General features: G+C 50.3%; 12 protein-coding genes. 2 read left to right on the top strand and 10 right to left on the bottom strand.

Annotation, left to right across the window (positions count from 1 at the left end):
* Positions 1-7 precede the first annotated feature (7 nt).
* Complete coding sequence (gene pta, locus TPH_RS05035; RefSeq protein WP_015050112.1) at positions 8-1,045, bottom strand: phosphate acetyltransferase; 1,038 nt, start codon at positions 1,043-1,045, stop codon at positions 8-10.
* 287 nt (positions 1,046-1,332) lie between these two features.
* Here pta and ylbJ point away from each other — a divergent pair, with 287 nt between their 5' ends.
* Positions 1,333-2,553 (top strand): sporulation integral membrane protein YlbJ, encoded by a 1,221-nt coding sequence (ylbJ, locus tag TPH_RS05030; RefSeq protein ID WP_015050111.1) that lies wholly within the window; start codon positions 1,333-1,335, stop codon positions 2,551-2,553.
* A 1-nt stretch (position 2,554) separates the two neighbouring features.
* Here the strand turns inward: ylbJ and TPH_RS05025 are convergent, their stop codons facing one another.
* The 5 genes from TPH_RS05025 to TPH_RS05005 all read right to left on the bottom strand — a co-directional run bounded on the left by TPH_RS05025 (position 2,555) and on the right by TPH_RS05005 (position 6,798).
* Complete coding sequence (locus TPH_RS05025) at positions 2,555-3,007, bottom strand: ATPase (protein WP_148275849.1); 453 nt, start codon at positions 3,005-3,007, stop codon at positions 2,555-2,557.
* Between the two features lie 8 nt (positions 3,008-3,015).
* Positions 3,016-3,510, bottom strand: a complete 495-nt coding sequence (gene coaD / locus TPH_RS05020) for a pantetheine-phosphate adenylyltransferase (protein WP_015050109.1) — start codon at positions 3,508-3,510, stop codon at positions 3,016-3,018.
* A complete protein-coding gene (rsmD, locus tag TPH_RS05015) occupies positions 3,479-4,081 on the bottom strand; it encodes a 16S rRNA (guanine(966)-N(2))-methyltransferase RsmD (RefSeq protein ID WP_015050108.1) in 603 nt (200 codons plus the stop codon). Before rsmD ends, coaD begins: the two co-directional genes overlap by 32 nt.
* A gap of 312 nt (positions 4,082-4,393) precedes the next feature.
* Positions 4,394-5,836, bottom strand: a complete 1,443-nt coding sequence (locus TPH_RS05010; RefSeq protein ID WP_015050107.1) for an ISLre2-like element ISTph1 family transposase — start codon at positions 5,834-5,836, stop codon at positions 4,394-4,396.
* Positions 5,837-6,204: 368 nt separating this feature from the next.
* Complete coding sequence (locus TPH_RS05005) at positions 6,205-6,798, bottom strand: uracil-DNA glycosylase (protein WP_015050106.1); 594 nt, start codon at positions 6,796-6,798, stop codon at positions 6,205-6,207.
* 152 nt (positions 6,799-6,950) lie between these two features.
* On the opposite strand from TPH_RS05005, the gene gpr reads away from it, so the two are divergent.
* A complete protein-coding gene (gpr, locus tag TPH_RS05000) occupies positions 6,951-7,922 on the top strand; it encodes a GPR endopeptidase (RefSeq protein ID WP_015050105.1) in 972 nt (323 codons plus the stop codon).
* A 53-nt stretch (positions 7,923-7,975) separates the two neighbouring features.
* On the opposite strand, the gene TPH_RS04995 is transcribed toward gpr, so the two are convergent.
* The 4 genes from TPH_RS04995 to TPH_RS04980 form a co-directional block, all read right to left on the bottom strand.
* Positions 7,976-8,218, bottom strand: coding sequence for an alpha/beta-type small acid-soluble spore protein (locus TPH_RS04995; protein WP_015050104.1), 243 nt, complete (start codon positions 8,216-8,218; stop codon positions 7,976-7,978).
* Positions 8,219-8,251: 33 nt separating this feature from the next.
* Positions 8,252-8,515, bottom strand: a complete 264-nt coding sequence (locus TPH_RS04990; RefSeq protein ID WP_015050103.1) for an alpha/beta-type small acid-soluble spore protein — start codon at positions 8,513-8,515, stop codon at positions 8,252-8,254.
* A 219-nt stretch (positions 8,516-8,734) separates the two neighbouring features.
* On the bottom strand, positions 8,735-10,753 hold the full coding sequence (gene recG / locus TPH_RS04985) for an ATP-dependent DNA helicase RecG (RefSeq protein WP_028991063.1): 2,019 nt from the start codon (positions 10,751-10,753) through the stop codon (positions 8,735-8,737).
* Positions 10,754-10,808: 55 nt separating this feature from the next.
* Positions 10,809-12,455: a DAK2 domain-containing protein gene (locus TPH_RS04980; RefSeq protein WP_015050101.1), complete on the bottom strand. Its 1,647-nt coding sequence runs from the start codon at positions 12,453-12,455 to the stop codon at positions 10,809-10,811.
* Positions 12,456-12,479: the final 24 nt, after the last annotated feature.

The raw sequence follows: 12,479 nt of genomic DNA, 5'->3' as shown, positions 1-12,479 counted from the left end.
AAGCTATTTAATCCCTCTTGCCGTAAGGAACCATCGCCTTGACGGCAACAATGGCGGCGACATTCACAATGTCCGTCGCCTTGCAGCCGCGCGAAAGGTCATTAACCGGCTTATCCAGACCCTGGAGCAACGGCCCATAAGCCTCAGCCTTCGCTAGGCGTTCCGTCAGCTTGTAGGCTATGTTACCGGCGTTCAGATCGGGAAAGATGAGGATATTTGCCCGCCCGGCTACAGGGCTTCCCGGTGCCTTCTTCCTGCCGATTTCCGGTACTAGTGCAGCATCACCCTGCAGCTCCCCGTCAATCAGCAGATCCGGGCGCTTCTTGTTGGCAATCTTTGTGGCTTCGATCACTTTGTCCACGATGGGATGCGAAGCGCTGCCCTTTGTGGAGTAGGAAAGCATTGCCGCCCGCGGCTCTTCCACACCGAAGATGTTCTTCATCGTCATGCAGGTGGTGATGGCTATGTCCGCCAGCTCTTCTGCAGTAGGATTGGGATGCCCGCCGGAATCGGCATACAGGAAGAAGCCCTTCTCACCGTAGGGGCAATCCGGAACGATCATGGCAAAGTAGGCGGAGGCGATGGAGATACCCGGAGCAGTCTTGATGATCTGGAAGGCCGGCCTTTCCACATCTGCGGAGGTATTGACGGCACCTGCAACCATTCCATCGGCGTCGTCAAGCTTGACCATGGTTACGCCGAAGTACAGGTAGTTCTTGAGGAGATTCCTGGCATCGTCGATGGAAGCGATCTTCCCCTTCCTGATCTCCAGGAGCTTCTGTGCATACTCCTCGAACTTCTCGTACTTCTCAGGATCGATGACAGGTATGTTGTCGATATTTGCTCCAGCCTCTTTTGCCTTTCTCCGTACCTCATCCTCCTTTCCGAGCAAAATAACCCTACCTAAATTCGCTTTCTCGATCATCTCCGCCGCCTGGAGCGTTCGCTCATCTTCTGTTTCGGGCAGGACGATCCTTTTCTGTCCCTTCCTGGCCATCGACCAGACGCGCTCCATAACGGCGTTCTTGGGCGCCACAGTAGCCATTAACCTTCCCTCCCAACTAAAATTTTCTTTTATTATATACTACCGGTATATATTACCGGTACCTCTAGCTTATGACCGAATCTCTTTTTTTAAACGGAATCGCCATGAGAAAGCGCTTTTACGGAACAATATCAACGTTGGTTTGTTAAATTACAGCGGTTATTCAGAAAAAATATCAGAAAAGTCACGGTAAAAACTTCTTCGGCAGGTCTATTTTCTACATTGAGGTTGTATAATCCTTCCTGGAAAAACTTTTTTATTGCAGGAAGACGAACAGAGGAATCGCCATGGGAATGCATTATTATGGAATAAAATTAAAAAAGATGATAGCTCCTACCCTTTTCACGGCGTCTTGTCTGTTTCTCGCTCTCGGGATAGTCTGCCATCCTGTCGCCGCTTTTCACTCGGCCCAGCGAGGGCTACAGATCTGGTGGGAAATAGTCTTTCCCAGCTTACTTCCTTTTTTCATCATCTCCGAACTCCTGATGAAACTGGGCTTCGTGGCATTCCTGGGCACCCTTCTGGAGCCGGCAATGAGGCCGCTCTTCAACCTGCCGGGCACAAGCGGTTTTATCATTGCCATGAGCTATCTTTCGGGTTTTCCTCTATGTGCCATTTTAACCAACCGGCTGCGCCAGGAGGGTATGTGCACCCGAAATGAAGGGGAACGGCTGCTCTCCTTTACCAGCAACGCCAGTCCGCTTTTTATGCTGGGGGCCGTGAGTGTCGGGATGTACAAGAATGCATCCCTCGGCCCTCTGATCGCCGTCATCCATTATCTTTCCAATTTCCTCTGCGGCATTCTCCTCAAGTTTCTCTTTCCCCAAAAGTCTCCTCCTGCCCAAAGCACCGGCAGAATCTTATACAGGGCCCTCAGCTCCTTTGCCGCCTCGACGCAACTGCAGACAAGAGGTTTTGGCCAAATATTCGGAGAAACAATCCGCAATGCCGGGCTCACCCTCCTGACCATCGGGAGTTTTATCACCTTTTTTTCTGTTCTCACTGGGGTCCTTCAGGCAGCAGGGATCTTCTCGTTGCTGATGCGCATCCTCGCTCCGTTAGCGGCTCTTCTCGGCCTCGACATTTATCTGGTGCGGGGGATTCTCTACGGCTTCTTCGAAATAACCATCGGAATCGAAGAAGTCAGTCACAGCACCTCCAGCATCCTCACCCAACTGCTGGTCATCGAAGCAATTCTCGCCTGGAACGGGCTTTCCATCCAGGCGCAGATCACCGGAATTTTAACAGACAGCGATCTTCGTCCAACCCCCTACATTATCACCAGGATCATCCAGATGCCACTGGCGATGGGGATCACCTATCTCGCTTTCACCCTTCCACCGGAAGAGTTGATCTCCCTTCCCGTCTTTTCCGGTCTCCAAGTTTCCAGCTGGCATCCCTTTGTCTGGGGAGGAATCATTGCCCTTACCAGCATAACCCTTCTCTTCTGCCACGGACTGGCATTGAAGATCATCGGCATATTGCGTAAAAGGATCATCATCCGCTAGATCAGTTGCTTTTTGACTGATGAAGCTCTTCCCGAGCTTTGCCGATAATACTCATGCTCTTATTCAGGCTGGCTTCCAGCTGGCCGAGAATCTCATCGGCAAAATCCGCAGCCCCGCTCTTTATCTCTCTGGCCACTCTTTTCGCCTGGGCAATTATCTCCTCTGCAGATTCCTTTGCCTGCCTGGTCAGCTCGCTCTCATCTGTGAGCCGTTTAACCTCTTCCCGGGCCTCCGACAGCATCCTCTCGGCCTCCTGTTGGGCTTCCCGGATGAGGCGCTCCCGCTCCTTGCTCAACCACTTAGCCTGATGTACTTCCTCAGGAAGCAGCGTCCTTATTCGGTCGATGTAATCCAGCAGCACCTCTTCACTGAGCAGCACCTTCCCCAACACCTTTTTGCTGTTTTGAATCAGATCCTCTAAATCATCGAGGGCATTTAAAACTTTCAACTCCATTGAAGTGATCACCCCAGACCCTTAATCTGAGAGAATTTTTGACGCAGTTTTTCAGCCACTGCTTGAGAAACCATTCCGGTAACATCTCCGCCCAGACTAGCTATTTCTTTGACAATGCTGGAACTCAAAAATGAGTATTCAGGCATCGCCACGAAAAAGATGGTCTCTGCTTCAGGGTTGAGCTTTCGGTTCGTCAGCGCCATCTGAAACTCATATTCAAAGTCGGAGACGGCGCGCAAGCCGCGAACAATGGCCTGTGCCCGATTCAGACTGACAAAATCGCTCAACAAACCGCAAAAAGAACAGACCTCTACTTTGGGCAGATTTAAACACTCATTTTTTATCATCTCCACCCGTTCTTCAATAGTAAAAAGGGGTACCTTTCCGCTGTTGACACTGACGGCGACAATAACCTTATCAAAGATCTTCGTTGCCCTTTCGATGATATCCAGGTGACCAAAGGTTATCGGATCAAAACTCCCCGGATAGACCGCTATCTTCATTCCGGCTCTTCCCCCCATCGTCCTCATTCTTAAAAAACAGCAGAACGCTGTCCCCGTACCTTTTCTTTCGAAAAGATGACTTCTCTGCTGCGATCCCTTCTCCGACAGCACTACGAGCAATGGCAAGACCGCCGGGGAGCAACAGCTCCTGCTCCCTTACCATCTCCAACGCAGGGTCTACCAGGCCTTGTCTAAAAGGAGGGTCGATGAAGACAATGTGAAATCTGCAACCCTTTCGCTTCAGCAGCGGCAGGATGTGAAAGACATCACCGGTAAACACTTCAGCTTGATCGGTAAAGCCGGTTATTTCTAAATTTTCCCTGATCAATCGAGCATTACCGGGATCCTTTTCTACAAAGCAGACCCTCTCGGCTCCTCTGCTTAAGGCTTCAATACCAATGCTTCCGCTCCCTGCAAAAAGATCCAAGAAAAAGCTCCCCGGCACCTGATACATGAGAATATTAAAAAGGGCCTCCCGGAGATAATCTGTTGCCGGACGAAGATGCTTGACTTTCCTGGTCTTCAACCGTTTCCCCTTAGCAATTCCGCCGATCACCCGGAGTCCCGCCATTATAAACCCTTCTTCGTATTATTTATGTAAGAATTATAACCCCCTATCCCTGCTTTTACAATCAGCGTTTGAGCAAAGTCCATGTCAAGATCCAGTAGGTATTTTTAATAAAATTTTTCCCCTTAAGAGACCTCGACGTTCAAAACCTTAAGCTTCAAAGCAATGGCTTTGACCTTGAATTTAACTGAAGATTGTTGAGATAAACTTGACAACCAGGTAGCTAGGAGGAACAGACAACAATAACACGTCACCCCGTCGCAAAACATTTAACACATGTAGAGGCCAAGCTATCAGTGCTACTCGGGAAACCGGTTAGCAAATAAGAGCAGCAAATTCCGGCCGGGTCAGTTCCCGTAAAACATGTTTTATCCAGGGACGATCCGCAAAAGGCCCTTTTAATGCCGGTATTGTCGCCTGCAGCCATTCCCCTATTTCTCCGGCTTTTTGTTTTTCTACCGACTTTTCTACCGGTTTTATCTGCGCTATCTCCTTCAGCTTTCCATGTTCCACTGGCCAGCGCGAAGCATAATTGCTAAGCTCTCCGTTTGCTTTGGCAGCCAGAAGCCGGGCCATCCGGTCTCCTCCGGTTGTGGTCCACTTGGCCCCCAGGCGTTTCATCCGCCGTGCTACGTTGTGCTGAATCTGCCCTTCGATGGTTCCTAAACGTTTTGCTCCTGCCGAGTTAATAATCCCCGTCCAGTTCTCTTCAAGATAATGCAATAGCTTGATGAGCCTCTTTTTCCGGTTGCCTCTGGTTTTTTTGATTGCTTCTGTGAGTATTGCTTGGGTTTCCTGCCAGTTGCTATGAGAGATGGCTGCGCCTACTTTCTGAAAGGTTTCTTCGTCATACCAAAGGGCTTCGGTTAAATGCCTGTTTAGATGGTATGGGTCTAAGCAGTATACGGCACCAGGGAAGTATTCCAGCCCCTCTTTGATCCATTTTGCTCCATCGCCACCTATGTAGATCTCTTTGATCTGTTCTAAATCCCATTTCCCCCCAGCCCGAGCATAGCTCTCTTCCCAGGCCACTTGTCCTTCACTTAGGGTGCTTACAACAAGCTTGTTTTGCAGGGCAAAGCGGTTCCGGCTAACTTGTTTCTTCCCTTCGTAGGTTACTATGTGTTTGATTTCTCCTCGCTTCTCTTTTTCCCGTTGCAGATTGACTATCACTCCGTCACCTTCAATATGCAACTCCCGAACCACTTCTTTCCCACTTGGTGCTTCTCCGTCTTCAAATACCGCCGCTCTCTTCTCTTCCCCTTCTTGCTGCAGTATTTCGCCTGCTTCCTGGGTGATATGCCAGATGGTCATGGTGCTTAATTTAGGTACAAGATAACTCAATATCTCCGCTGCCCGGCCAAAGGAAAGTTCGGTGCTTAGTTTGATTGCCAACTCTTTTAGGTAAGGAGTAACCCTGGCCCGCTCCGGCCAGCCCAGCAGTTCGTCTAAAAAGAATTTGGTTTCCCCGGTTTCTTTGTTCCTGTACAGGCGCCTTTTTAAGGGAAATTCCCCAAAGGTGCTGATGGCTGTTTTTGTCCGAAAACCGACAACCTCCCAGATGCTTCGGTCTCGTTCATTCATCAGATGGGTATCGATCTTTTCTAATGCCCAGGTGAAAATCTGGTTACACACGTCCTGGCAGAGTTCGTGAACTCCTTTCTCAAGCTCAGAAAAGTCTTCGCACTCTCCAATTAATTTGACTAAACCTTTGACAAAAAGAAGGACTGCCCCCACTATGTGGCGAATATCTAACATGAGACCTCACACTCCTTTTTGGGGTGATAGATTTTGGGTGCCGAGGTCTCTTTTCTTTTTAAGAAGCCGATCCCCTTCTTTTACCTACTGAAATTTTACATGGCCTTGAGCAAATTGGAATAAATTAACTTTATTGATTTTGTATAAAATTGCTGAAGCGGGTAAAAATAGTAGTGGCTAAAGGGTCTTCATGGGGAGGGCAAATGCAATAAGGTAACTTCTCTAGCAGCAGCAGAGGTTACTGAAATTCCCACCCCATGAGCTCTTCCTCCAGTTTCTCCTCTCCCACGCCATTGAGAACGCTTTACCTCCTGAAGGTAAGCGTCTCAATGGCGAGACAAATCGGCCGCAAACCATTGCGGCCTTTTTTATTCATTTTTTTCCAGGCATTCCCGATAAAGATTCCTGATCAACTGAAAGTCCTGCCAGGCGGGTTTTTTCTTTCCCGGATCGCGCAGCAGGGCTGCCGGATGATAGGTTGCTATGATCTTGATGCCGCCCTTTTCGAATACCTGTCCCCTGACCGCCGATACCTTAACCTGATGATGGATGAGGTACTGAGTTGCCAGCGTGCCCAGGCAAACAATCAGGCGCGGCTTGATCAGTTCTATCTGCCGAACCAGGTAGACATAGCAGCTATCCGCCTCATCCTTCCTCGGCAGCCTGTTCCCCGGCGGCCGGCATTTGGCGATATTGGTAATGTAGAGATCCTCCCGGCGGAATCCGGCCGCTGCCAGGATTTTATTCAACAACTTCCCCGCCGCTCCAACAAAAGGACGCCCCAGCCGCTCCTCTTCGGCGCCAGGCGCTTCTCCAACGAGCATCAACCTCGAATTCTCATTCCCCTCACCAAAAACCACCCTTTTCGAATTTTCTCGCAGTCCGCAGCGACGGCACTGAAGGCAGACATCCTGAAGCTCTTGAATAGTATTGCACCGGTCCAATTGCGGCAGCCAATCCATTCAAAAAGTTCACCTCTTCATATTTCTTAATTCGACCTTTTCGCTCAAAATCATTTTTTTCCGGCAAAAAAGAATGGTAATTTGTATAAATCGTAAACATTCTGTTAAAGATAAGAAAAGTAAGAATCAGAACACAACAGGAGCGGAGAATTTTGAGCGAACACCATGAAATATTCAATTCGGGTAACATCGGCATGCAAACCGATCTGGCTTTAGAGGCCCGGGATCTGATCCGGGGGGCTACCGGCAAGGAAATCCCGGGAGTAATCGAGGAAAAGCAGAGTTTTGCCCATGGAACCATCACGGTTATTAAAATATTAGACAACAATGCCGCAAGTGTGATGGGCAAACCACCGGGAACCTACGTAACCATTGAAGCGCCCGAGCTTAAGTTTAAATCCCCGGAGGTTCAAAAAAGCGTCGCCGCTATTTTAGCACAACAACTGAGGTCGTTGATAAGGATTTCTGATAACTCAACCGTTATCATTATCGGACTGGGGAACTGGCAGGCAACACCCGATGCTCTGGGGCCAACAGTTGTTAAATATTCGCTGATCACCCGTCACCTCTTCCAACACATGCCGGAGAGCGTTCCCAATTACAGCTCTGTCTGCGCTCTGGCCCCCGGTGTTCTGGGAATTACCGGCATTGAAACGGCAGAGATCATTCAGGGTGTCGTCGAGAAGGTTCATCCCGATGTCATCATTGCCATAGATTCTCTTGCTGCAACCAATATCTCCCGGCTGGGGACGACCGTTCAGATCGGGGACACCGGGATCTCGCCCGGTTCCGGCGTAAACAATAAAAGGACGGAAATCAGTTATCAAACGATAGGGGTTCCCGTCATCGCCATAGGAGTGCCGACGGTCGTCAGTGCTTCTGTAATCGCCCAGTTTGCCATAGAGGCATACCACAAAAAAATTCCCCGGGCGGAAAAATTTCATCCTGTCTACGCCCAGGAGAGCATTCGGGAGCTATTAGAGCCTTTTCAGGGGAACCTGATCGTAACACCGCGGGAAATCGATGATTTAATTGAGAATGCCGGAAGGACCATCAACAGAGGAATAACGATGGCTTTACATCCTAGAGTGCCAGTGGAAGAATTAGAAGCCTTAATGTATTAAAATAATAAAAGCGGACAGCAGAGAACTGTCCGCTAGGGGTTCATGTTTATCATTTATCGGATTGTGGTTGTGGTTTGTGGGTTCTGGCCGGCCAAGCTCTGCTGGTACTGCTGAATCATGCGCCGTACCATGGCCCCCCCAACCGCACCACAATCCCTTGAAGATATGTATCCCCAATAATCACCCTGAATCTGGTTGGCGATACCTACTTCATTGGCCATTTCATACTTGAACTGATACATGGCCTTGCTGGCTTCGGGTACGAGAAGCTTATTGCGCTTTTGTCCTTGACCCATTGAAAACCTCCTCCTTTCCGTTGGTTTAATCAATTAGGTGGTCTGAACGGTGTTGGTGCTGGCTATGGTCTGCCCGGGGTTTCCCTGTTGGGCAATCTGCTGTTCAATCGTCTGGATCATGCGCCGCACCATGGCTCCTCCAACGGCGCCGCAGTCACGGGAGGAGATATAACCCCAATAATCACCCTGAATCTGATTGGAAATACCTACTTCATTGGCCATTTCATACTTGAACTGATACATGGCCTTGCTGGCTTCGGGTACGAGAAGCTTATTGCGCTTTTGTCCCTGTCCCATCCTTTTTCCCTCCTTTCTTTTATTTTTAGTATTTGAGCCTTAAAGTTTTTTATCCTAGAAAGTATTTCCCACAACAGCTATTTTTAATACAAAAATATCGTTTTTACTTTGTACTTTTATTGTGAACAAAATATTAAACCACATACGAGTAAGATCAAACCAATAAGCCTCGCCTAAACGGCGAGGCTCTAAAACAAAAAATTAATATCCTAAATTTCACTATATCTTGAGGCCCTGAAGAAGATTAGGGAAACGAAAGTTGATCTCTTTCCAGACAATGGGTTCTATTTCATTAAAATTACAATTATTGAAATAATTTTTTATTTTCTTATAAACAGGCATATCCCTGAATATGTCCACCACCCGGAAATCGGAGTAGCCGTGCTGCCGCGTCCCTAACAGTTCCCCCGGGCCTCTTAAGGCCAGGTCATGCTCTGCCACCTGAAAGCCGTCATGGTATTTAACAAGTATTTTGATTCGTTCCCGTGCCTCCGGCGTCTGAGGGGCTCCTATCAACACGCAATAGCTCTCATGCGAACCCCTACCGACGCGCCCTCGCAGCTGATGCAGCTGAGCCAAACCAAACCGCTCCACCCCTTCGATGACGATGACCGAAGCATTGGGCACATCGATCCCCACCTCAATGACAGAGGTGGCAACCAGGAGCTGGATCTCCCCCTTTCGAAAGGCCTCCATAATTCCTTCCTTCTCTTCAATTTTCATCCTTCCGTGAAGGAGCTCCACACGGAAACCCGCAAACTCCTCTTTTAATTCCTCATAGCGGGCAACCGCCGCCTCAACATTCAGGTGCTCGGATTCCTCGATGAGAGGGCAGACAACATAGGCCTGTCTCCCGGCCATCAGTTCCTTTCTAACAAAGCGGTATACCCTTGACCTCTCGGAGGCCGGCAGAAAATAGGTCTTAACCGGTTTCCTTCCGGCCGGCAGCTCATCGATGACAGATACGTCCAGATCGCCGTAAACCGTCATCGTCATGCTGCGGGGAATCGGCGTCGCCGTCATCACCAGCACGTCAGGAGAGGCAGCTTTGGATAATAACAGATCTCGCTGCTGCACGCCAAACCTGTGCTGTTCATCTATAACGATCAGGCCGAGGTCGCGGAAGGCCACCTCCCTCTCCAGGAGGGCATGCGTCCCGATGATAATGTCGATCTCTCCGCTTCTCAGCCCGGCTAGATTTTGCTCTCTCTCCTTTTTGCTCAGAGAACCGGTGAGGAGGCCCACCCGTACACCGAGCGGAGATACGATTCTGTTGATCCCAAGGTAGTGCTGTTCGGCCAGGATCTCAGTAGGGGCCATCAGTGCCCCCTGATAACCAGCTGCCACAACCGATAAAAGGGCATAGATGGCAACGATGGTTTTGCCGCACCCGACATCACCCTGCACCAGGCGGTACATCCGCCTTGTGGACAGCAAATCTCGTTCGACTTCAGCAATCACCCGCCGCTGAGCTGCCGTCAGGGGAAAGGGCAGACTCTTTATGAAGGCCTTTGCCAGATCGGTCCTGGGCGGGCGAGCAACCCCATCTCTGCGCAAACTTTCCCGGATTTTGGAAAGTCCTGCTTCAAAGAGAAAAAGCTCTTCGAAGACCAGCCTCTCTCTCGCTCTCTCCAGGCTGACAGCATCCCGAGGAAAATGGATTTCTCTCAGGGCTTCGGAAGCGGAGTAGAGATTGAACCTCTGACGCAATTCCGGAGAAAGGACATCCTTCACCCTGGAGGCATACTTATGAACCAACTGAAAGATCACGCGCCTCAAATATCGCTGGCTCAGCTCCCCGGTAGTTCCATAAACAGGAACCAGACGCCCCACATGTACCGGTTCCTTACAATTTCCTATCTCGTAATCCACCACCGATATTTCATAACCGTAAAGGGTCTTTTCAACCTTTCCCGTCACCATCAGCGGTGTTCCCCGGCGCAGGGACCTTTTTAAAAAGGACTGGTTAAACCACAGGGCGGTACAGGTGCCGAAATTGCCATGCAGGATAACCCGGAGCAGCGTCAGGTTCCGGCGCAGTTTTACCTCCTCCCAACTATCGATTACCCCTGCAACGCTAACAGGCCCTTCCTCTGTAGCATTCAAAGAATCTCGTAGCCGGCGGTCCTCGTACCTCCTGGGAAGGTAATATAACAGGTCAAAGATGTTGGTGATACCGATTTTCTGAAAGAGCTTCGCCCGCTTCTCCCCGATCCTGGGCAGCGACGATATCTTGATCTCGGCGAGCTGTTCTCCCGTTAATAAACCTGCCCCTCCGATTCTTTCTCCACCTCTATTCTACACTGATCAGGAAGTAATAGACTGGCTGCCCACCTTCCTGGGCATCAACCTCCACATCGGGATAGGCATCCCGAATTCTGTTTGCGATTCTTTCCATCTCTGCAAGCTCAACACCGGCACCGGAGTACAGCGTCACCAACTCATCACGCTCTTCAACCATTCTCTCGAGCAAGGCGAGCACTGCCTCTTCTAGAGAGGAACCGGAGGCCACAACTTCCCCCCGGTAAATGGCGACAATGTCCCCCTCTTTGATCCGTTGGTCACCTATTACGGCATCGCGAACAGCATATGTCACCTCTCCGGTCTTCACGCATTCCAGCTGCTGGCACATCCTTTTTACGTTTTCCTCAAGGTTTAGGGAATCGTTAAACGCCAGCAGAGCGCTGATACCGGCAGGTATGCTCGTAGACGGCACGATCTCCACAGGGCGGCTTATCATTTGTTTGGCCTGTTCGGCCGCCATAACCAGATTTTTGTTGTTGGGAAGAACAATTACCTGTCTAGCAGGCACCTCCGCAATGGCCTGGATAAAGTCCTCGACAGGCGGGTTCATCGTTTGACCGCCCTCGATTATCCGGGCTACCCCTAGATTTAACAGGATGTTCTTAATGCCTTCACCGGCGGCTACGGCGACAATGCCGACCTCGGCCGTGCCGCCATCCTCTACGGGAGGTGCATCATCTTTTTCTTCCTCTCCGGTCCGGGACTCTTCATACTGATCGCGCATGTTGCTGATCTGAATATTATGCAGGGTGCCGTAGCGCTGACAGCGGTCAAGGATGCGGCCGGGATAATTGGTATGGATGTGAACTTTAATGTAGTCCTCGACATTCCCCGTCACCAGGCTGCCGCCCAGACCTTCTATCTCCTTTTTTATCTCCTGAATCTGGGATGGGCTTGCCTTCAATAAAAACTCCGTACAGTAAAGGTAAGTAAAATCATCCTCAGCTTCGTTAGGTGAAAGGAGGGGCGTTACCACATTTATTTCCTGCTGCCTATCACTAACAGCTGGTTGGAGCATGCCGTCACCGAGCGCCTGCAGCCCGCCTTCCAGAATCACCAAGAGGCCCTTGCCGCCGGCATCCACCACTCCCGCCTTTTTCAATGCGGGAAGCATTTCCGGAGTCTGCCTCAGAGTCTGATAGCCCCGCTGGATGGCGTGAGCAAGAACCTTTTTCAACTCCCCGCTACTCACTGCGGCCTCGTTCATTCCTTGAGTAAATCCCCTGGCAACGGTGAGCATTGTACCCTCTACCGGTTTAATAACCGCCCGATAGGCGCTGGACACGGCATTTTGCCATGCCTGGGCAAACTCCTGGACGCTGATCCTTTCCTTGCCTTTCATGCTGTCTGCCAGGCCGCGTATCAATTGGGACAAGATCACCCCTGAATTGCCGCGCGCTCCTAGCAGAGAGCCCCTGGCAACAGCTTCTCCAACAGATCCGATCCCCACACCGTTAACCTTATCCAGCTCTTTAACGGCCGCAGCCATGGTAAGGTACATATTCCGGCCTGTATCGCCATCGGGAACAGGGAAAACATTCAGGCGGTCGATCTCCTTCTGGTGCTCGGCGATCGCCGCCAGGCCACCCAAAAATAACTGTCTGACCTGCTCCCCGGTCACAACATCGTGATCCAATCCAGTTCCCCCTCACAGTTACTT

It is taken from the genome of Thermacetogenium phaeum DSM 12270 (assembly GCF_000305935.1).
GTDB classification, from domain to species: domain Bacteria; phylum Bacillota; class DSM-12270; order Thermacetogeniales; family Thermacetogeniaceae; genus Thermacetogenium; species Thermacetogenium phaeum.
The sequence above is the reverse complement of the archived record's forward strand: the minus strand, read 5'-3'. Positions and strand labels throughout refer to the sequence as shown.